Origin of the sequence: Nocardia sp. NPDC051052, from assembly GCF_044456045.1 — a bacterium.
In the GTDB taxonomy this organism is placed as follows: domain Bacteria; phylum Actinomycetota; class Actinomycetes; order Mycobacteriales; family Mycobacteriaceae; genus Nocardia.
Genome location: NZ_JBITFL010000026.1, coordinates 1 through 20,835 on the forward strand (window position 1 = coordinate 1; position 20,835 = coordinate 20,835).

Below are 20,835 nucleotides of genomic sequence, written 5' to 3' on the forward strand. Positions count from 1 at the left end.
TCGAGGACCATGGGGAGCCAAAGGAGTCACCGCACCCAGACCGGAACGACGCCGGCCTGGCGACCGCATCGTTCCGAAATAAGTAGGGGAGCCATGTGCGGATGTTCAATCGTCATGTGCCCGAGGACATGTAGGCGGCGAAGATGTAGTTGGAGTGGCGGTCGAGGTTGGTGCGGGCGCGGTCGTAGCGCATGGTGGTGCGTGGGTCGGCATGGCGAGCGGCGATCTGGACATCGCGCAGGTCGACTCCGGCGTCGAGCATGGTGGTGACGAAGGTGTGCCGCAGCATGTGCGGATGCATCCGCGGCAGTCGCACCACCGACACCCGGGCCAGGTGTCGGAGCCGTCGGGTGGCGCAGTGCCGATCCATCCGGCGGCCCCGCGAAGTACAGGCGTAGGCGGTTCAACCCGATCCGTCGAATCACCGTCTACCCGGCGACAGCGTAGGAGACCGCCCATGGACTACCCCCACGCCGATCGAAGCGACAGCCTCGGGTGACCGGCGGACCAAAGCCGTTGCAGCTCAGAAACATCCGACAGTGCCGACTACCGTGTGTCCGTTAGCGAGCATCTTGCGCTCATCTCCTGTGAGCGCCGCTGCGACAGCTACCCAAGAAACGGGCGGCTCACCGAGCTCGGTGAGCCGCCCGGGTTTTATCGGCGGTGATGGATTAGGTGCGAGTCGCCAGTTGCGGCAGCTTGGTCGCCTTGGTGGCATTGGCCACCTGGACGCAGTCAGCGGCCGTGGTGCCCGCGGCGTTGTTACGAACATTGGTGTTGCACGCGTTTTTCAGTGCGCTGGACAATGCGCCGTAGTTGGAGTTGGACGACAGCAGGGTCTGCGTGGTCCAGTACAGCGCGGCGGTCTTCTCGATGCCGAGGGCGGTGACGGTCACGCCATTGAGGCTGCCGCCGTCGACCATGATCTGTGCGGTCTTGTTTCCGACGCCGCTGTTGGTGTGGACGCCGCCGCTGTCGCCGCTACCGGCGTACCAGTACTGACCTTTATAGGTATCGGGATTGCGGTACGCCTTCGGGTTCTGCATATCGCGGATCACACCCAAGGAGCTGCAGGCGCCGAGCTTCCACCGGTTGGCCGCGGTGTTGCACGGATTGGCGGTATCGGTCAGAAAAACGAACTCGCCGAAGACATCCGACATGGACTCGTTGATCGCACCCGGTTCGTCGCGGTAGACCAGACCGTTAGTGTTCTGGGTTACGCCGTGGGTGAGTTCATGGCCGGTGATGTCCTCGGTGGTCACACCCGAGCCGTAGGCCATGTAACTGCCGGACCAGAAGGCGTTCTGGTACGGGCACTCGTCGTAGGTGCACAGACGGACGGTGGCGCGCAACGCTTTTCCGTACCCATCACCGGTGTCGTCGCCGATCAGCTCGGTGAGGTTCGGTGCCTGGGTGTATTTCGCGTAAAACCCTTCGGTGTTGCCCAGGTAGTCATACACCTGGTCGACATCTTGCACACCTACGGGGGGATTGCCTTCGGTTCTGGTGGCTTGGATATCGGCGGTGCCACATCCGGCCTGGTCGGGGTCGATCTGCCTGCTCTCGTTGTCGCACACGACCCGGTTGAGGTGCTTGGTCTCGCTCCAACTGTCGAGCACCTTGGCGGTGTTGCCGGCGTCGACGAACACGACCCAGGTCGCTGGCTCACCCTTCTTTTCCGCGCCGGCACCGTTGATGTCGACCTTGAAGGCTGGGACCGCAGTACTCTGCGCCTGGTCCTTCGCGGCCAGCTTCGCGTCGTACCAGTAGGCCTTGGTCGCAGTGACTTTCAGCCGATCCGGCGCCGACTTGCTCTGTTCGGCGACCTTCTTGAGCGCGGTCGCCTGCACCGCCGCGGGCGGTGTTGTCGTGGCGAACTTGCCTTGCGACTTCTTCGACAGCGAGCCGGTCACCGAGATGAGCGAGCCATCGGCGGCCAGCGACTCTGCCGCCGACGCGCCGAATACCGGCACCTTGTCGATCTCCTGACGCAACCGGACCGTGGATCCCTTACCGACCTGGAACACCGACTCCACAACCAGATCGCCCACGGTAGCGCCATTTCCGCTCAGGGCCTTCTGCACACCGGCCGCGTGCGCCTGCGCCGCGGCAGGGGCTTCGGCGGGCGTTCCCGCCGGGACCGCGATCGGTTCTTTGGGTACCACCTGCTGGACGGCACCCTGTTGGTCGGTCGTCACCACCTTCGGCACGGCGGACAGGTCAGAACTCGACGGTGCGGAGGGGCTGGACGGAGGCTGACCGCTGGCGCCAGGACCGGACGCGAACACCATTGCCCCGACAGCAATTAACGCGAAGGCGGTATTTCGGCCCGCCCGTTTATGTGTGAGTTTCATTACCAAGTAGAACCACATACCGGCGGTCAACTCGACTGGAGACGAGACTGGGGAAAGGGATAGCTGGTCTGAGAATGTTCGGGCTATCGGCTAGCGCGGCTAGAAAATGTTATGCGCGAATACCTTGGAATCGTGCCGGTTCGGATTCGATACGGAACACCATCGAAATCGAGGATCCGGTGTTTCGGCTGGCCGCGGTGCACAACCGGATCTCGGCGCCCTGGCCTCCACTGTCCCCGGCCCGCGACATCTACGCCGATGGGCTGGCGATCAAGCACCAGAGGGCTATGAGCGGCTGGGAGTTGCAATCCCAGCCGGCGACGGACTCGCTCGGCGTCGGCGTGGCCGGTTCGAGTGGAAGGGGGGCAGCCATGGCGGCACCGCCACCGATCACGGTCGCGGCGCCGATCAGGGCGGCGACGAAGATTCCACGAGGTGTGTACATCCGAAACTCCTCACACGATGGGTGGTAGCGACCTGAATGTAGTGGGAGATGACCGCGCGGCGCAGGACCCGAATTGTGTTGTCCCCCAAAGACCGAAGATCCCATCCCGATAGAGGCAAATCTGCCGGCCGGTCCGGCGCATCAGGATTCGGGCCCGGCCCTTGAGGTGTTGTCCTGCTCGCACAACGATCACTGTCTGCGCGTGGCTATCGCTTTGCCGCACAACAGGATCACGACCTATTCGCTACCCGGTCGACGCTCTACATCTTGCGGATGCAACGCGTGCTGCGACGAGCCCGCCGCGCGGCCGCGAGGTCTGCCCCGTGCGGGTGTGCAGGTCCGCTGACTGCGAACCAGATCATCGGGAGGGGCCGCCGGGTGGTTGGGCGAGGATGAGATCAGTGGCGCGGGCGATGACTTGGGCGCGGGTGCGGCCGCGATGGTCGGCGGCGAGGAAGGCGCTACCGAGGGCCAGGCAGAAGGCGAGCAGTGCGCGGACCTCGACCTCGTCGGGGTCGGGGCAAAAGGCGCCGATCATCTCACGCGCCAGCCGCATGCGCTTGTCAACACAACGGCCTGGTGTCGGTCTGCGCCTCGTCGAGTGCCGACAACACCACTGCCATCTTGTGCAACCGTTCGAAATACTCCAGCTCGCACCCATCCTCGATGTGCGGCAAGATCTTCTCCAGTCCCTCGATGCATCCAGCGAGGGCTCGGCGACGATAATCGTCCAGCGCATGAAACAGCGCGGTGTGGACGCACCCTGACGTATACGAATCGATGCTGACGAAGTCCACACCTGCGACATCTGCGCCACGAAGGCGTGGCGGAAATGGGGCTTGCATATGCTCGTCCCACAATTGCCTCAGTAACTCCCAATTCGGCTTGTCATTGCTCAAAATCGTTGTCCCCCGATCGGTACCGTGACATTCAGGCTCTGATGGGCCGGCGCGGCCCTATTGGCGAAGCCGGTTGGCGATGATCGCGACGGATTGGAATGCCGGTGACGTGCCACCGGTCTTGATTGGTGAGCGAGCAACGTCGTGCACGGTGCCCGCGTCGTCGATGCTGAATCCGTACACGCTGGAGATCGGTTCGGGGGTCGAGTCGTCGCCCGAGGTGTAGATGTAGCGGCTGTCGGGGGTGACGGCGATACCGACCTGCGACGTTCCCTTCTTGAAGGGGGAGTGCGGTACGGGACTCAGCGAACCGTCTGTGGCAACAACGAAGCCGTGCACCCCACCGGCACCGTCCTGCTGCCCAGCCGCATAAACGTGACGGCCGTCTGGGGTGACGGCGACGCCTTCAGGAAACCCCGGGGCGGGGAAGGGCGAGCGGGGCACTGGGGTGAGAGTGCCGTCCGAGCCGACCCCGAAGCCGAAGATCTGGTCCGATCGTTGTGCGCCCACGTACAGGAAGCGCCCGCTGCGAGGGAGCGCGAGCATAGCTCCGGACAGGCCGATGTGGATCGAGTCCTTGTTCACCAGATGCAGTGATCCGTCCGGCCGCACGGCCAAGATGGTGAGACGGCCGGGTTCGGTCTCGGGCATCGGCCTGCCGTGGCTCACATAGACGAACCGACCGTCAGGGCTGGCGGCAACACCGCGGGGACTGGTCGCGCCCGTCGGATATGTCTTCGGCCGGACTAGCTTCCCGTCGGGCTCGACGGTGAACACGGTCACCTTGCCCGACCCGATGTTGGCGACATACAGCCGCCGTCCGTCGGGCGAGAGGGCGAGTCCGAACGGATCGTCACCATCGGTCCTGATAGGGCTCTGCAGGCAGGTCAACGAGCCGTGAGCGCCGACGCGAAACGCCGAGATGTGGTTCGCGCCGGTGTTGGACACGTATATCGTGCGTCCGTTGGGCGCGGCGACGATCGCACGTGGATCCTCTCCACAATCGCCGACCGGCTCGTGCACTTTGCTGAGCGCTCCGCCTGCTCCGATGCTGAACACCGAGACGTTATTCGAATCGCTGTTCGTCACATACACCGTGCCGGACGCCGCGGCCGCGGGCTCGGAAATCGGGTGCGCCATAGTGGTTCCTCACCTCGGAGGCCAGATATTCTCGACGTGCTCATGCTGAGCTTCGAGATAACCACCGGTCAACACATGGCGTCATTCAGCGAACCGGTAAGCCACACTTCACACCGTGCGATAAGCGCCGACAACGAAACCGGCGCACAACAGCGCTAGGGCCAGGATTGCCGCCCCCACCTGTCGAAAGCGGTGGCATCACTGTGATGGGCGTCGCATCGCGTTCGTGGCCCGCGTCGTCGTCGCTGGCAAGGCTTTCCACCGGCTGTCGGGGCACCGCACCGGGCGAAGTACCACGCCGCCGCGGCCGCCGGGCCCGTAACCAGAACGATACGGGCGACCACCGGCCACGGCGCGTGTGCTTGGACAGCGAGCATTGCCAGCACCGACCATGCCAGCGGCGCGAAATACACGACGAGAGACGGCGGGGTGCCCGTGCGAAGTAGCGGCGGTGGCGGATGCAGGTATGGCTGCAGCACAAACGTGACGACGAACAGGATCCCGGACCCGAACCCGACGGGCACCACCTGACATTTGGCGGGATTGCCTGCCGCCACGATGCGTTACACGCTGCCCTCCAACTATGGAATCGCGGGTGTTCCCGATGGCGGGTGCTCGGTCTATCTCACCTACATGGCGCCCTCGGGTCCGAAAGCGGGCGATGCCCACCTCATCATGCTATGGAGAAAAGCATTCTAGGTCCCATATGGAATGTTCTAACTGGTCTGTTGTCCACAGAGAAATATTGCAATTCTGGTTATAGAAGGACCTGACGGGATGCTTCGAGCCTTGGCAGCGCCTGGGGGTAGCGCCGATAGGGATCCGCGTCCAATTGATTAACGGCCAGACTTAGGGAGGGTGTCATGATGTTGTTGAATGCCTTATCGGTTCAGTGGACGTCCTCGTTCGGCATGCGCTGGCGTGATTCACCGAGCGCTCAGTTGGGAGAGCGCGTTCCGGGATGCGCCGAGCCTGAATCCGAGAACGGCGGACGGTTCATTCGACACGAGCGCTCGAACGGCAACCTAATGATCGGCAACTATCCAGCACACTTCGAGGCCTTGAATTGTGATGCCCCGGGCAGGAGTCTGCGTCGTGGGAACGGGTGAAGCAGCCTGGCTCAGCACCGAGGAAGTTGCTCAGCGACGCGGGGTGCCCGCCAAAACACTCGCAGTCTGGGCGTCGGGTCGCCGCGGCCCTCGGTTTGCCAGGATTGGCCGGTTTCGCCGCTACCGGCTCGACGACTTGCTGGCGTGGAGGAAGAGCAGCTCAGGAACGGAAGTGGATCGAATATCACCTCGCAAGGAGATGGTTAGGAGGAATTCATGTGGGGAGTTCCGGGCTGTGCCATTGCAATTATCGGGGAGGTGTCATCGAGGGTTTCTGGGCCGAGATTGAGAGATATGGAAGGCTGCACGGCCAGGTTGGCATCTGTGCTTCCTGCCGCCGCCGGCTGGGAAAACTGATCGTGTGAGCCGCCTACAGCACCCGGTTGGCACCTACGGTGAGATCTCGGTCAAGCGGCAGTCGACTGGCAGCTATCGAGCTGCGACGAGGTTCTACTTCCCTTCCGGGCCTGAGCTTGTTCAGGCTTACGCCAAGACGGCCGAACAGGCCAAGTCCCGACTCTTGGAGAAGCTTCGGGATCTCAAGCCCCAGCATCGAGGTGCCTCGATAACGGTGAATACGACTCTCTTGGAACTCGGGACCACCCTGCTCTCGGAGATGGAAGCGGATCCGGATGAGACCGAGGGCAACATCGAGGACTACCGCCGTGAAATCTTCGTCAGTCGCGACAAGCGTGCGAATCCGGAAACGATCAAAATCGAGAACAGCATCGGATGGATGGCGATCTGGCAAGCCGACTCAGGGCAGCTGGATGCCCACTCGCGCAAGATCATCGCTCGGGGAAATTGACGAAAAGCCAAGCAGCACAGGATTATTCTGCGACGGATGATGGATATCGCCGCGCGCGCGCTCGGATGGTCGACCGGTGACCGCTGTGCAACGCCGATGATTCTTTTCAGGAATCGGTCATCGGGTTGACGGCTGCGGCTCGGGTGATCTGGTTGGCGGTGGCGCGTAGCAGGCTGATGAGCTTGGGCTCTATTTGGCGGAGTGGGCCACAGATCGAGATCGCCGCGGTGGTGGAGTAACCGTCACTGGTGCTGGCGTGGCCCGCGCGGACCGTCGCTGCGATGCATCCGATATCGACCAGTGCTTCGCCGCGGTCGAAAGCGATCCCGTCTGCACGGACCTTGGCGACCTCTCTGGCGAGCTCGTCGCGGTGGGTGATCGTGGTCGGGGTGCTGCGTTTCATCGAGTCGAAGGCGGGATGCTCAAGGCATTTGTCAGGCTCGGCCGCCAGCAGTGCCTTACCCAGCGCTGTGCGATGCGCAGGCTGATGCCCACCGATACGGGTCGGGACTCGTATCCCGATCGTGCCGGGTAGCTTCTCCCAATACACGACGTCGCCTCCGTCGAGGTACGCGAGATGCACGACCAACTGCGTGCGTTCCTGCAACTCGGCGAGATGGGGATAGGCGATGCGATGGAACCAGTGATTGCGCACGGCTTCGGAGCCCAGCTCGAACATCCGGGTACCTAGCTCGTAACAGTCGCTGACGCGTAAGAGCCACCGGAGCTTGACCATCCGTTCGAGCAGCCGTTGTGCGGAGGAGCGAGGGATCCCGGTAGCGGCCGATATTTGGGTGAGTGTGAGATACCCTTCGAGCTCGAGCGCCTTGAGCACCAGCTCAACCCGCTCCAGCTGTGAGACCGGCGGTTCCGTCTGTTCTGGCATCACGTCGAACCTCCGATCAGCGCTGGCCACCACACCGCGCTTCTCAGAATGGTACGGCTGCCCCGTCTGTCGTGAGCGGCTCTTGGCCGATGTTTGCGCTGGGGTTCCCACGGAACGGAAGTCGTGCTGGGTCCACGCTGGGCCGGCAATTGCACGCCAGCCGTCATCCTCGGCGGGAGCGGGCGAGGGCAACTTGCTCGTCCGCTCACCTATCAACGCTGTGGATTTCCTTCGCAAGGATAGTCCCGATAAAGCTGATCACTCGCTGCGCGTGGGTATTCAGGTAGAAGTGTCCACCGGTGTAGACGTTGAGCGTGAACTCGCTTTTTGTGTGATGGCGCCAGTCGTCGGCCTCGTCCTCACTGACTTGAGGGTCGCGATCACCAATGAATGCATGAATGGGTGCAGATATCGCGGGACTCGGTGTGTAGCGGTAACTTTCGATGGCGCGGTAGTCGGAACGGATCGTTGGCAGAATAAGCTGGATCATTTCGTCGTCGTTCAGCAGGGACTCACTCGTGCCCTCCATTGACCGGATTGCCTTGATCAGCTCGCTATCCGGCAGCAAGTGCATCGCCGCAACGCGCGTGGCGGACGGCGCCCGGCGCCCGGATACAAACAGGGCCACCGGCTGTATTCCGTTGGCCTCCAGTATTCGCGTTACCTCGAAGGCGAGCACTGAACCCATGCTGTGGCCAAAGATTGCCAGCGGCTGATCTGCCCACTCGGCTAGTTCCGCCGCGACTCTTTGCGCAAGCTCGCCGATCTCCACTATGCACGGCTCGAGCCGCCGTTCTTGCCTGCCGGGGTATTGAACCGACAGTACTTCGCATTCCCGAGCCAGCGATTTCGACACAGGCAGGAAGTAGCTCGCCGAGCCACCTGCGTGTGGAAGGCAGGCGAGTCTGATGCCGGTGTTCGGCGATGGGTGGAACCTCTTGATCCACAGACTCTGTGACCTATCCGCCATTACTGACCTCCATGATATATCTGGCAATCGCCTCCACCGTTCCGCCTTCCCACATCACCCTGGTAGGAATCCGCACGGCAAAGCGTCGCTCGAGCGTGCGCCGCATCGCGAGAATCAATACCGAGTCCGAACCGATATCCGACAATCGGAGGCCAGGCGAGATATCGGCCAGGGAAAGCTTGGTCTCCCTGGCTACACACTTGCTGACCTCGTCGATGGTCGATTCGAATGACGCCGGGCGGGCACTGTCCGCCTGATCCACCGCCATGCGATGCAAAGATTCCAGGGCGGGCACCGAAAACCGCTGTGTGCCAGGCTCTCCGGGATTCAAGACGGCGATCGACCCACCGTTGCCGCCGGACAGGGCACTGCGCCACGCCTCGGCCGCCTGGACTTCATCCAACAACTCCATGCCTCGACTCCGCAGCTCGTACTGGATTGCCGCGGTGGTGCTTTCGGTGAGAAGCCCCGGCCAGGGAGACCATCCGAGTGAAACAGATATCGAACTTCCCGCCGTGGCACGTAGTCTCGCGAGGCCGTCGAAGTATGCGCTCACCGCCGCCGATGCATGACATCCGCCGACACATAGCGTATGGACGGCCGGAGAATTGAGGACGAAGAAGGCGACGCTCGATGGCGGGAAAATTGTGTGCAGCGTACGTGCGGGCTCAATAGCAGCTGCCAGCAGGGTGGCGAACTCGGCGTCGTCGAATGGGCCGAACCGCTCGACCTCCAGCGGATGCACGGCATGCACGACGCCGCCTACGGGTAAGTCTCCACGCAACCCGTCGATGGCCTGCCGCACCGCATCGATTTGATCGAAAGATACTGTCGCGACATGCAGGTCCACGCCACGTGAGCGGAGGTTCTGGACCAGTGGTGCCGCAACCGCTGCACCATCGGCGCCGGATGCGTCCGAGAGTAAGATAATTGACCGAGCTCCAGCCGCCGCCAGCCACTCGGCCGACTTTATGCCGAGCGCTGATTCGCCACCGCTGACCACATAGGTGGCGTCCGGCGAGCATGTGAACTGCTTGATATTGTCAATCGGCTCCTGCCTGCTTATCCGATATTGTGAAATTTGACCGTCAGCGAGTGAGAAGATTTCACCGCAGGCTGCCTCATTTATCAAACGCCATATATCATTGAACTCGCTATCGTTGAGCGTAGCCGGCAGATCGATGGCCCCGCCCCACGCATCGCGGTACTCAGCATAAACACTTTGGACGATGCCTTTAGTAGCTGCAGCCGGCAACGTCGATTCGCTTCTATTCTCCCGGATGCCCGTGGTCATCAACCACACTTTAGGCGCCACCACGGCCGAGGTGGCCAATCGCAGCAAGGCATGTAAATCGTTTGCCGATCGGCGTATCGCCTGTTCGATCCGCTCGTCGCCTCGGGCATCGTTCGGGACATATATCACAATAATGTCGGCGTCGAGTGGGTGCTGCAACTGTCCAATATTTTTATGGCCGGTTACTCGGACAGGGAGCGCGGCCAGCCCGTCTCGAACACGCGCTGCTAGCGACCCGTCGCCTACTACCATAATCGTTTTTTGATCGCGGCTCTCCGTGCTCACGGATCCGAGCGATACGCTGCACCAGCTATCCAGATAAAGTGAAGTACCGTCGCCGGTATCGTTCTGAAACGCCGGGGCATCGACAAATTCCGCGCCACCGAGATGGGCAATGATCCTGCCGAGGTCATCCGAAATAGAGATATCAATGACGTCATTCAGTCCTGGCCGCGCCGCGGCATGAACCATGATCTCCGGGCCGAATGGGCCGCGGAGCTCGATCTGCTGGACGCCCGAGATCATCTTCATTGACCGGTCGGCGGTACCCGACACCAGCATGGGTATCGTAAATGCGGCGTCGAGTATCGGCGCCCAAGAACAGGGTTCTTCGACGCTGATTTGCGCCACAACTTCCGATCTGCCGAGCCTCAGATCCTTGATGGTCCATTGGAAGGCAGAGGACACGATTCCTCGCCTCGCCAGATTACCTGGCAGCTCGCCCGGATCGATGGGCGCACTACATCTCTCGCGCGCCGCTGCCCAATCGAACAGGCTGGATACGCCGATCAGCTGCCGGTCCGGTCGGCTTGCTCGGGCATGGAGTCTCGGCTTCGCTCCTGGCTCTGCGGACGACGGGCGACTGGAGATCGTGACATTGTTGTCGCTGTTGACCACGTCGATCACCTTGGTGTTTTCCAAGATCAGTGGCGCGGTGAATTCTATCGAGCGCAGTGACACCGGCCTGTCGGCGTGGTCCGCAAAGAGCGCGGTGATGAATGAGTTGACGATGATCGATGCGGGGACCACTTCGACACCATCGACCTCATGTATACCGCCGTATGGTCGGGTGTCATAGCTGACCGCGGAGCGCCAGAATTCGATCTCCCGATCACCGGTCGTAATTGTGTTCTGCTGTCCGATTAGGCTGTGCGGTGCAGTATGGTGCGGCACGCGTACGGTATCGAGCGGTATCGCGGTGTCCGGATATTGTCGCCTATCCCATCGATGACCCGGCAGTTCTACCAGCCGCCCCGGAGTGAAATCGCGCCATGCTATCTCGACACCCTCGGTGAAGAGATAGGATACATTTTCCCGTATTATGGCCAGTTCTGGCTTATTGCGGCGAATCGAGTGACCCACGCAGGATGGCCTATCCATGGCTTCTGCGGTCTCCATTACCGATTCGGAGACAATCGGATGACCGGATATCTCCAGAAAAGCATTGTGGCCGTCCTCGATCGCTGCCCGAACCGCGCTCTCCAACCGGACCACCGCACGGAGATTCGCGGCCCAGTATGCCGCGTCGCGAGGTGCGTCCGTCCTCGGATCCGGCAGCACTGCCGAGTACATCGGTATCTTGGGTTCGTGCACGGGTAGGTCGCACACGGCGGCCATCAGGTCGTCGACCAATGGGTCCATGTGGTAGCTGTGGAATGCGACGTCCGTTGCTACCCGCTTCCATCGAATGCCGTGCCTATCAAGGATCGGTGCCACTTCTTCGATGTCCGATGCCGACCCCGACACAACGCTGCTGTCCGGTGACGAATTGATCGCCACCGTCACACCGCAGTTGTCTGGAAGTATGTGTTCGAGTTCGGATGCACCGCGTCCCACCGCCAGCATCGCCCCCTTGCCTGCCGCCTTCTGAACAACCAGAGCGCGACGGCACGCAAGCCGGGCGCCATCCGCGACGGTGAGGACGCCGGCGGTCACCGCCGCGGCGATCTCGCCGAGCGAGTGACCGATCACCGCTGCCGGGCGAACCCCGTACGACTGCCAGACTTCCGTCAAGCCGCATTGGATCGCAAAGGTCAATGCTTGTGCCGCATAGGTCTCGGCGGGTGCCGCCGACTCGATGAGGCTACGGCAACTCATCCCGAGCTCGACCTCGAAAATGGGATCGATCTCGTCGATGATCTTTGTGAAGCAATCGACCTCGAGTAGCCCGGTGCCGACCCGATCCCAGTGCGCACCATGACCCGAGTAGATCCATACCGTGCCTGAGCGCGGTTCGCTTGCCCGGCCGACGATCACGTCGTCACCCAGGCTGATGTTCCGGAGACCTTCGAGCAGCTGTGCGTAATCGGATACCGCCAGCACCGAGCGATACTCGCGATGGTCGCGCCGCGCCGCCAGCGTATGGGCAACGTCGTCGAACGAGCCGTCGCGATGCTGGTCCAGATGCTCGGCGAGGCTGTTGGCCCATTCCCGTAGCTCGTCGGCCGTCCGGCCGGTGACGGGCACCAGACGCGTGCCGTTCTCTGCGCTCGGTGCAGGTACCGAATTGCGCGGGGACGTCCCCTCGATTACCAGATGCCCGATGGTGCCGCCATATCCGTACCCGGATATGCCGATTCGGCGATGACCCTCGATGGTCGGCATATCGGTGTGCTGATCAACGACCCGAACGCCCGAACCGGCCCAGTCGATCCTGCTGGTAGGTGTCGTGAAGTTGATCTGACGTGGAATGGTCCCGTGTTTGAGAACCAGCAGGGATTTGATCAGGCTGATCACACCCGATCCGGCCTCGAGGTGTCCCACATTGGCTTTGACCGAACCAATGAGGCATGGTGCGTCCGAGTCTCGGCCACCTGCAAAGACTTTCGAGATCGCACGCACTTCGGTGGGGTCGCCCAGGGGTGTCCCGGTGCCATGAGCTTCGATGTAGCCCACCGTCCGCGGGTCCAACCCGCTTGCCGCATAGGTTTTCCGCAGCAGGGCTTCTTGAGCATCCGTGCTCGGTGCCATGATGCCGTTGGTCCGGCCCTCTTGGCCGACTCCGCTCCCGACGATGAGCCCCAGTATGTTGTCGTTCGCCGCGAGCGCGTCGGGCAGTCTCTTCAGCACGACGATGCCGCCACCTTCGGCCCGGCCATAGCCATCGGCCGACTCATCGAAGGACTTGCATCGACCATCCGATGACATTGCGCCTGCAGCATCGAGCGTTATGCTGAATCCCGGCGCGGCGATGATATTCGCGCCGCCGGCGACGGCCATTGTTATTTCATCGTTGCGCAACGCCTGACATGCCGAATGAACTGCCACCAGCGAAGCCGAGCATGCGGTATCAAGGGCGACGCTGGGACCTCGCAGGTCGAGGCAATACGATACCCTGTTGGCCACCCCGCAGGGCGAAGAGCCGACGCCGGTCCACGCAACGATATTGTTCAGATCGGATAGTTTGCGGTTGCCGAAGTCGGTGGCGCCCACGCCGACATACACGCCGGTGCTCGATCCGGCCAGGTCCGGCGTGGCCTGCCCGCCGCTCTCCAGCGCCTCCCACACCAGCTCCAGGACGAGCCGCTGCTGCGGATCCATTGTTTCGGCTTCCCATGGCGGAATCGTGAAGAAGTCCGAGTCGAACGAATGTATATCGTCGAGGAAGTATCCGCGTTTTGTAGTTTGTTCCAGTATCGACTTTGTCTCGGGCGAGATCGCGTAGTCCCATCGCCCATCCGGGAGATCGCTGCAGAGGTCCGTACCGGCGAGCAGTTCATTCCAGAGATCGTCCGGCGATGTGATTCCGCCGGGCAGGCGGCATGCCATTCCTACAATGGCGATCGGCTCAATGGAATACTCGTTCGACTTCGTATTGCCGTCCACTTGTTCGTCCCCTCCATAATGTGCTGCGTCACAAGGGTTCCGGCTCATTCGCTGACGCCTCTTACGATGGCGCAGGTCCAGGTAAACCATCCTCCCAATCCGAAAAGAGCGGCGTACCGACCGTCGTTGACCAGTCGGCCGCCGAAGATTTCGGCAAGGTCCGCCAGCGGATCCACGCAGCCCAGATGGCCGGTCCTGGCATGGCCGCTGGTCATTTTGACCGACGTCAGGTGCTCGACGATCGGCATATACGAGTTCTCCAGGACACCCGCACCGATGCGGGGCAGCATGATCAGATCCAGCTGTTTATCGGCGTCGTCGATCCCGGCTTCTTCCAGGGCTTGCTGGAACACCTCTCGGATCTTTGATTGTCCCGTCTTCACCATGAAGTCGAATCCGCCAACCGATTCGATGACTTCCTCGGCGCCGTCGGCCCCTTCCCGCGAGGGTGCTCCGTTCGCCAGCGGATAGTCCGAAAAATTCGATGTACCCCGATTCAACACCTCGAATACCGGAGCTGTACGCGTGCAGATGGACTCGACTTTCAGTTTGTATCCGGGACATCCGGCGCTGTTGTTCAACACGACGGCAGCACCTGCGTCACCCAACGCGAACGTAGGACTATTGTTCCAGCGGTCGATACCCGGCTCGACAAAGCGGTCTGCTGCCGTGACGATCGCCAGCTCGTCCTTTGCGCTGTTGCTCACCAATGCGGCCGCATTCTGCAATGAGAGAACCCCACCGTCGCATCCCTGGTGCATGGACATCGGAATACAATTCCCAGCACCTATCGCGTTCGCGATGTAGTGCGGCGCAGACCATATATCGTGCCCCTGATGATATAGCCACGTGTGTATCAGGTACCCGATTTCCTCGGGTAGCCGACCGCAATTTTCCAGCGCCGAAATCGCGGCACTAGCCGCCATATCGGGTGCGGCGACGGTGGTTGCTACGGGTACGCTGCTTACGTCCTTCAGTTCGGCATCTTCGGAACTGAGAGCGCCGCGCTGTATTGCCGCACTTGCGTAGTCTCGCGTTTCCGGAAGCCAGGTTGAGGCTCCGATGACCCATACTCCAGTTTCAAACTTCAACTCTCAGCCTTCCGCTGGGCTGTCAGGTTGCCAACGTGCGTTACCAATTGAGACGGCACACCGAGACCGGCTGGGCCGATGTCAGTTGCGAGCATCGCCGGATCGCCGGACAGCCCCCGCTCGCCGGGCGGTTCGACAGACGCGAGATCACCCCCGGAAGCCGTTGTGCAGGGCGGCTACTTGCCCCCTGAGCGCGGATGCAGCTCTCGCGCATAGCAGCCACAATAGTGATGTAACGTGTTCTCGTCCATCGCAGACTAGATCTGGATTGACCTGTGGTTCTGTGCTGTAATCAAGTCGTCGTAGTGTTATAACGTGTTCCAGAATAGGGTGTGGTGAGGGATCGGACCAGGAGACGATATCCAGCCAATCGGGTATCGAGCATCGGCTGCTCCCGCCAGGTGGGAGCCCCTTGACGGAAGGTGATCTCTGGATGACAACCCCTGGACCGGAGGGGCGGGGCATCGTTTCGGGTCTGCGCACAGATATCGCGACGATGTTGCTCGACCGTCTCGGCGACACACATCTCGGTCTCCGAACGCGCACCGCGAACTGGACGTGGGATGACGTGGTCCGGGAGTCGGCCGCTCGGGCCGCGCTGGCGCGAGAGCTGCGACGCGACGGGCCGTTTCATATCGGGATCCTGTTGGACAACGTGCCCGATTTCGTGTGGTGGCTGGGCGCGGCGGCGATGGCGGGAGCAACCCTGGTCGGCATAAACCCGACCAGAAGCGAGCGCCAGATCCAGGCCGACATCCGGTATACGGACTGCCAACTGGTGGTGACCGACGCGGCCGGGATGGCCAGACTGCGCGAGCTCGAGCTGGACCTCGACTCCGACCGGTTCCTGCTCATCGACGATCCCGGCTACCACGCTCTCGTGGATGACCACCGAGTCGAGCCGGTCGCTGCGACCGAGGCGGGACCGGATGTTCTGCTGCTGTTGCTGTTCACCTCCGGAACCACAGGTACGTCGAAGGCCGTCAAGTGCAGTCAGGGCCGGCTGGCACGAATCGCGTACGCGGCCACCGAGAAGTTCGGTCACGTCCGTTCGGATGTGGACTACTGCTGTATGCCACTGTTCCACGGCAACGCCATCATGGCGCTGTGGGCACCCGCCCTTGCCAACGGTGCGACGGTCTGTTTGACGCCGAAGTTCTCAGCCTCGCAATTCCTGCCGGATGTGCGGTTCTTCGGAGCAACCTTCTTCACATATGTCGGCAAAGCGCTGAGCTACCTGATGGCGACCTCGGAGTCGGCGCAGGATTCCGACAACCAGCTGATTCGCGGGTTTGGCACCGAGGCATCGGCCCAGGATCAGGCGACGTTTCGCCGCCGATTCGGCGCTGTGCTGTTCGAAGGCTACGGCTCGAGCGAAGGTTCGGGTCTGGTAGCGCTGGATCCGAACGCGCCGCCGGGTGCGCTCGGTCGCCCGGCGCATCCGGGTGTGGCGGTTGTCGATCCGGAAACCTTGCGGGAATGTGCCCGAGCCGTGCTCGACCAGCATGGCCGAGTGCTCAACACAGACGCGGCAATCGGTGAGATGGTCGACAAGACAGGCGCACTCGCTTTCGAGGGCTATTACAAGAACGACGCGGCCGACGCCGAAAGGATCCGCCAGGGTTGGTACTGGACCGGGGATCTCGGCTATATCGATACCGGCGGATTCCTGTATTTCGGGGGCCGCAAAGGGGATTGGATACGCGTTGACGGTGAGAACATCTCGGCACTGGCGGTAGAACGGGTGCTGCGCCGGCACCCGGCGGTCATTGCCACCGGGGTGTATGCGGTGCCGGATCCACGGTCGGGGGATCAGGTCATGGCGGCCATCGAAGTAGCAGAACCGGATACCTTCGATCCTGCGGAGTTTGCCGAGTTCCTCTGTGCCCAACCTGATCTCGGAAGCAAGGACACCCCACGGCTGGTGCGAGTGTCGGCTCGGCTCCCGGTTACCGGCTCCAGCAAGGTGCTCAAGCGGGACTTGCAGAAGCAGGCCTGGCGGGCGGGCGATTCCATATACCGGTGGGCCGACCGCGGGTCGCCTGCCTATCACCTGATGACCGCCGGGGATAAGCGCGAACTCGAGGCGGAGTTCGCCCGATTCGGCCGCGAGCGACTGTTGTAGGCCCCCGTCTGCCGCAGAGCGCGCGGACCGCGACGTATACGGCTATGCGGGATCATGTTTCGGATATAAGTGCGCTCAGCCGAAGGGCTGAGGCGAAGTGTGAAGGAGAACCATGGCACAGGATGTCGCTGAGTTCGACGTCGTAGTCGTTGGAAGCGGTGCCGCCGGAATGACGGCGGCCCTGGCCGCGGCGCACAACGGGCTTTCGGTGGTCGTCGTAGAGAAGGCCGCACAGTACGGCGGATCCACCTCCAGATCGGGTGGGGGCGTGTGGATCCCGAATAACGAGGCCCTGGTGGCCGCTGGTATCGAAGACACCTTCGAGGATGCGCGAAAGTATCTCGAATCCATCGTTGGTGACGGTGTGGCCCCCGAGCGAATTGATATCTACCTCGAGCGTGGCCCGGAGGTGTTCTCCTTCCTCACCCGCGTCAGCCCGTTGCGCATGCGCTGGGTTCCCGAGTACTCCGACTACTACCCGGAGGCGCCGGGCGGTCGCGCGCATGGACGGTCCGTGGAGCCTCGGCCCTATAACGGCAAGAAGCTCGGGTCGGAGCTGGCCAATCTCGAGCCGGATTACGTATCGGCTCCGAGAAACTTCGTCATGACCCAGGCCGACTACCGGCAGATACACCTGGGGCTGCGCAACCCTCGCTTTCCGCTGCGCGCGATTCGGATCGGCGCACGCTGGGTGAAGGGAACCTTGCTGCGGCAGGAGCTACTCGCGCGTGGTCAAGCACTGACCGCCATGCTCCGGGCTGGCCTGCTGCAGGCCGACATCCCGGTGTGGCTGAACACCCCGTTGACCGAACTTCGCCAGGACAACGGGCGCGTTTCCGCCGTGGTGGTGCAACGCGATGGCGTCCGGCAGACAATCAGCGCACGTCGCGGCGTGATCATCGCCAGCGGCGGATTCGAACGAAACGAGTTGATGCGCAAGCAATACCAGCGAGAACCGATTGGCACCGAATGGACCGTCGGCGCCAAGGCCAACACCGGTGACGGTATCCGAGCTGGCCAAGACCTCGGCGCCGCAGTGGAATTCATGGAGGATGCCTGGTGGGGGCCGTCGATCCCGTTGCCTCGCCAGGCATGGTTCTGTCTGTCCGAGCGTAATCTGCCGGGCAGCATCATCATCAACGATCGCGGCGAACGATTCATGAACGAGTCACTACCGTACGTCGAAGCGACACACCGGATGTACGGCGGAGAATACGGACAGGGCGAGGGCCCCGGTGCGAACATTCCCACCTGGCTGGTCTTCGATCAGCGCTACCGCAACAGGTATGCGTTCGCCGGACAGACACCCCGCCAGCCATTGCCGGGGCGCTGGTTCAAATCGGGGGCGCTGGCGCGCGCCGGCACAGTCGCCGAGCTGGCCGACAAGATCGGTGTCCCCGCCGACCAGCTCATGGCGTCGATCGAGCGATTCAATACTTTCGCACGCAACGGCCGAGATGACGATTTCGGGCGTGGCGAGAGCGCATACGATCGGTACTACGGCGATCCACGCCAGCGCCCGAACCCGAATCTTGGTGCGCTGGAAGTAGGCCCGTTCTATGCGGCCAAACTCGTGCCCGGCGATCTCGGAACCAAGGGCGGCCTGGTCACCGACGCGGGCGGCCGGGTACTGCGTGCGGACGGTTCATCCATCGAAGGTCTCTATGCCGCAGGCAACGCCAGCGCTCCCGTGATGGGTCACACCTACGCCGGACCCGGGGCCACCATCGGCCCAGCGATGGTATTCGCGTACCTGGCTGTCGAACACATCGTGAAGGCCACCCCAGCAACAACTTCGGCCGCGATATAGCGAGAGGGATACCGCTGAGCGGGAGCACGGCTGTGGCGCCGTGGCCCGCACCGGTTAACGTGCGCAGCGCAAATTGCCGGTGACCCAGACAGGGGTGTCCAACGTGCCCGAGCCCACATATCAGTCCACACTGCGCGAACTCGATACCGACTATGGGATTTTGCGCTACCACGACGTAGGGAGCGGGCCGCCACTCCTGCTCCTGCACGGCTCCGGTCCCGGGGTCACCGGCTGGCGCAACTTTCACGGCAACCTCCCGGCGTTGGCCGAACACTTTCGATGCCTGGTACTGGAATTCCCGGGATTCGGCGTGAGCGACGCGACCGACGAACATCCGATGATGGCCGCTCGCCCGGCAGTCACCCGATTCCTGGATGGACTAGGCCTCGGGCAGGTGGATATCGTGGGCAACTCGATGGGCGGTTTTGTCGGTACCGACTTCGCCATCGCGGAGCCGCAACGGGTGCACCGGCTGGTCACCATCGGTGGGATGGGGCGCAACTTGTTCAGCCCGGCGCCGGGCGAGGGCATCAACCTGCTGGTGGAGTTCACCGAGAACCCGAACCGCGAGCGGCTGGTGCAATGGCTGAACTCGATGGTCTACGACCGCGGGTTGATCACCGACGAGCTGATCGAGCAGCGGTGGGCCCTGGCCACCGATCGGGATACGCTGGCCGCCGCGCGCCGGATGTACAGCAGGGCAGCGCTGGACGCAATGGCGGTCGCGCAGGTCGCTGCTGATTCGCCGCCTCAGTGGGCGATGCTGCACAAGGTACGGGCGAAGACGCTGATCACCTGGGGGCGCGATGACCGGGTCAGCCCGATGGATATGGCGATCGTGCCCATGCGCACCATCCCGGACGTCGAGCTGCACGTGTTCCCGAACTGCGGGCACTGGGTGATGATCGAGCAGAAGGAAGCATGGGAGAGCGCGGTGCTGGCCTTCTTGACTCGCAAACACGGCTGACGCTGCCGCGCGACCGCAATCCTGGTTATGACGGCTGACCTCGATGTTCGACGCGCCTCCCGATCAGCGGGAGCGTTGGTATGCGTCGGCACCGCGCACCAGCACTATTGCTTTCCACGGCCTGCGCGAGGGCGCTCGAGCCCGCGCTCCCCGCGGAAAGGAAGAGCATATGCCGGAGATCAAAAGTCTTGGCTACGTCAATATTCAGACCACCGATGTGGACCGCTGGCGAGCCCTCGCGTTCGACGTGCTGAGCCTGGCGGAAGGCGCTGGGCCAGACGACGACGCACTGTACCTGCGCATGGATGAGCGCTCCGCTCGGCTCATCGTCGTTCCCGGCGACACCGACCGGGTCAATACGATCGGCTGGGAGGTCCGCGACCACAACGCGCTCGAGTCCGTGCGCGCGGCAGTGCAGGCCGCCGGTATCAGCGGGAAGGTTCTTTCGGTCGCAGAGGCCGATCAGCGACGAGTGGAGGAGGCCCTCGCCTTCACGGATCCCGCGGGAAACACCGTGGAGATCTTTCACGGGCCGGCGCTGGACCACAGCCCGGTGGTAACACCGTTCGGCAATCGCTTCGTCACCGGTGCGCAAGGGCTCGGGCATGTGGTGGTCCCGGTCGCGGACGTCGATGCCGCCTTCGACTTCTACGTCAATACGCTGGGCTTCTATTCGCGCGGCGCGTACCGGATCCCGACACCGCCCGAAACGCCACCGGTGCGGCTGCGCTTCCTCGGCGTCAACGAGCGTCATCACAGCCTCGCGTTGATTCCCGCACCGAAGACGGGACCCGGCCTTATTCACATCATGGTGGAGGTCGAGACGTTGGACGACGTCGGCCGGGCGCTGGACCGTTCGATGAAGGACAAGTTCTCGATCTCGTCGACGCTGGGCAGGCACACCAACGACAAGATGGTCTCGTTCTATGTGCGGGCGCCGGGCGGTTGGGATATCGAATACGGCTGCGCCGGAACGCGGGTCGACGACAGGTACTACACGGCCGAAGAGATCACCGCCGACAGCTATTGGGGGCACGACTGGTCCGGCTCCGAACCGCTGGCCGCCATGGAGATGAGCGACGTGGCCGCGTCTGGAGCTGGGCAATAGCACC

15 protein-coding genes and 1 pseudogene are annotated in these 20,835 nt (G+C 62.6%); 6 read left to right on the plus strand and 10 right to left on the minus strand.

Going from position 1 to position 20,835, the window contains the following annotated elements; translation table 11 throughout:
• Positions 1–112 precede the first annotated feature (112 nt).
• From ACIBCN_RS43715 to ACIBCN_RS43740, 6 genes and pseudogenes are all read right to left on the minus strand, one after another.
• Positions 113–373 (minus strand): annotated as a pseudogene (locus ACIBCN_RS43715) (tyrosine-type recombinase/integrase); the annotation flags it as partial.
• A gap of 298 nt (positions 374–671) precedes the next feature.
• The gene (locus ACIBCN_RS43720; RefSeq protein ID WP_396998685.1) at positions 672–2,291 is read right to left on the minus strand and encodes a M4 family metallopeptidase; all 1,620 of its coding nucleotides are present in this window, start codon (positions 2,289–2,291) and stop codon (positions 672–674) included.
• 313 nt (positions 2,292–2,604) lie between these two features.
• Positions 2,605–2,799 carry a hypothetical protein gene (locus ACIBCN_RS43725; protein ID WP_396998687.1) on the minus strand — a complete coding sequence of 65 codons (195 nt, stop codon included), beginning with the start codon at positions 2,797–2,799 and terminating at the stop codon, positions 2,605–2,607.
• A 358-nt stretch (positions 2,800–3,157) separates the two neighbouring features.
• Positions 3,158–3,355 carry a hypothetical protein gene (locus tag ACIBCN_RS43730; protein WP_396998689.1) on the minus strand — a complete coding sequence of 66 codons (198 nt, stop codon included), beginning with the start codon at positions 3,353–3,355 and terminating at the stop codon, positions 3,158–3,160.
• Between the two features lie 7 nt (positions 3,356–3,362).
• Positions 3,363–3,698 (minus strand): hypothetical protein, encoded by a 336-nt coding sequence (locus ACIBCN_RS43735; RefSeq protein ID WP_396998691.1) that lies wholly within the window; start codon positions 3,696–3,698, stop codon positions 3,363–3,365.
• A 57-nt stretch (positions 3,699–3,755) separates the two neighbouring features.
• Complete coding sequence (locus ACIBCN_RS43740; RefSeq protein ID WP_396998693.1) at positions 3,756–4,838, minus strand: lactonase family protein; 1,083 nt, start codon at positions 4,836–4,838, stop codon at positions 3,756–3,758.
• A 1,071-nt stretch (positions 4,839–5,909) separates the two neighbouring features.
• On the opposite strand from ACIBCN_RS43740, the gene ACIBCN_RS43745 reads away from it, so the two are divergent.
• Positions 5,910–6,236, plus strand: a complete 327-nt coding sequence (locus tag ACIBCN_RS43745; RefSeq protein WP_396998695.1) for a helix-turn-helix domain-containing protein — start codon at positions 5,910–5,912, stop codon at positions 6,234–6,236.
• Positions 6,237–6,308: 72 nt separating this feature from the next.
• A complete protein-coding gene (locus tag ACIBCN_RS43750) occupies positions 6,309–6,755 on the plus strand; it encodes a hypothetical protein (protein WP_396998697.1) in 447 nt (148 codons plus the stop codon).
• Positions 6,756–6,861: 106 nt separating this feature from the next.
• On the opposite strand, the gene ACIBCN_RS43755 is transcribed toward ACIBCN_RS43750, so the two are convergent.
• From ACIBCN_RS43755 to ACIBCN_RS43770, 4 genes are all read right to left on the minus strand, one after another.
• On the minus strand, positions 6,862–7,641 hold the full coding sequence (locus ACIBCN_RS43755) for an IclR family transcriptional regulator (RefSeq protein WP_396998699.1): 780 nt from the start codon (positions 7,639–7,641) through the stop codon (positions 6,862–6,864).
• 205 nt (positions 7,642–7,846) lie between these two features.
• Entirely contained in the window at positions 7,847–8,611 is a 765-nt protein-coding gene (locus ACIBCN_RS43760; RefSeq protein ID WP_396998700.1) for a thioesterase II family protein, read from the minus strand.
• Positions 8,601–13,730 carry a beta-ketoacyl synthase N-terminal-like domain-containing protein gene (locus tag ACIBCN_RS43765; protein WP_396998702.1) on the minus strand — a complete coding sequence of 1,710 codons (5,130 nt, stop codon included), beginning with the start codon at positions 13,728–13,730 and terminating at the stop codon, positions 8,601–8,603. Before ACIBCN_RS43765 ends, ACIBCN_RS43760 begins: the two co-directional genes overlap by 11 nt.
• A gap of 44 nt (positions 13,731–13,774) precedes the next feature.
• Positions 13,775–14,497 carry a hypothetical protein gene (locus ACIBCN_RS43770; protein WP_396998703.1) on the minus strand — a complete coding sequence of 241 codons (723 nt, stop codon included), beginning with the start codon at positions 14,495–14,497 and terminating at the stop codon, positions 13,775–13,777.
• 757 nt (positions 14,498–15,254) lie between these two features.
• On the opposite strand from ACIBCN_RS43770, the gene ACIBCN_RS43775 reads away from it, so the two are divergent.
• The 4 genes from ACIBCN_RS43775 (at position 15,255) to bphC (ending at position 20,831) form a co-directional block, all read left to right on the plus strand.
• Entirely contained in the window at positions 15,255–16,946 is a 1,692-nt protein-coding gene (locus ACIBCN_RS43775; protein WP_396998705.1) for an AMP-binding protein, read from the plus strand.
• Positions 16,947–17,058: 112 nt separating this feature from the next.
• Positions 17,059–18,756 carry a 3-oxosteroid 1-dehydrogenase gene (kstD, locus tag ACIBCN_RS43780; protein ID WP_396998706.1) on the plus strand — a complete coding sequence of 566 codons (1,698 nt, stop codon included), beginning with the start codon at positions 17,059–17,061 and terminating at the stop codon, positions 18,754–18,756.
• A gap of 103 nt (positions 18,757–18,859) precedes the next feature.
• Positions 18,860–19,723, plus strand: a complete 864-nt coding sequence (locus ACIBCN_RS43785) for an alpha/beta fold hydrolase (RefSeq protein WP_396998707.1) — start codon at positions 18,860–18,862, stop codon at positions 19,721–19,723.
• A 169-nt stretch (positions 19,724–19,892) separates the two neighbouring features.
• The gene (gene bphC / locus ACIBCN_RS43790; protein ID WP_396998709.1) at positions 19,893–20,831 is read left to right on the plus strand and encodes a biphenyl-2,3-diol 1,2-dioxygenase; all 939 of its coding nucleotides are present in this window, start codon (positions 19,893–19,895) and stop codon (positions 20,829–20,831) included.
• The last annotated feature ends 4 nt before the right edge of the window (positions 20,832–20,835 follow it).

Excerpts from the sequence above, each read along its gene's own strand:
- ACIBCN_RS43720 (WP_396998685.1), bottom strand. The coding sequence starts at position 2,291 with ATGGTGTTCGCGTCCGGTCCTGGCGCCAGCGGTCAGCCTCCGTCCAGC.
- ACIBCN_RS43725 (WP_396998687.1), bottom strand. The coding sequence starts at position 2,799 with ATGTACACACCTCGTGGAATCTTCGTCGCCGCCCTGATCGGCGCCGCG.
- ACIBCN_RS43730 (WP_396998689.1), bottom strand. The coding sequence starts at position 3,355 with ATGCGGCTGGCGCGTGAGATGATCGGCGCCTTTTGCCCCGACCCCGAC.
- ACIBCN_RS43740 (WP_396998693.1), bottom strand. The coding sequence starts at position 4,838 with ATGGCGCACCCGATTTCCGAGCCCGCGGCCGCGGCGTCCGGCACGGTG.
- ACIBCN_RS43745 (WP_396998695.1), top strand. The coding sequence starts at position 5,910 with ATGCCCCGGGCAGGAGTCTGCGTCGTGGGAACGGGTGAAGCAGCCTGG.
- ACIBCN_RS43755 (WP_396998699.1), bottom strand. The coding sequence starts at position 7,641 with ATGCCAGAACAGACGGAACCGCCGGTCTCACAGCTGGAGCGGGTTGAG.
- ACIBCN_RS43760 (WP_396998700.1), bottom strand. The coding sequence starts at position 8,611 with ATGGCGGATAGGTCACAGAGTCTGTGGATCAAGAGGTTCCACCCATCG.
- ACIBCN_RS43770 (WP_396998703.1), bottom strand. The coding sequence starts at position 14,497 with ATGTCCATGCACCAGGGATGCGACGGTGGGGTTCTCTCATTGCAGAAT.
- ACIBCN_RS43775 (WP_396998705.1), top strand. The coding sequence starts at position 15,255 with ATGACAACCCCTGGACCGGAGGGGCGGGGCATCGTTTCGGGTCTGCGC.
- kstD (WP_396998706.1), top strand. The coding sequence starts at position 17,059 with ATGGCACAGGATGTCGCTGAGTTCGACGTCGTAGTCGTTGGAAGCGGT.
- bphC (WP_396998709.1), top strand. The coding sequence starts at position 19,893 with ATGCCGGAGATCAAAAGTCTTGGCTACGTCAATATTCAGACCACCGAT.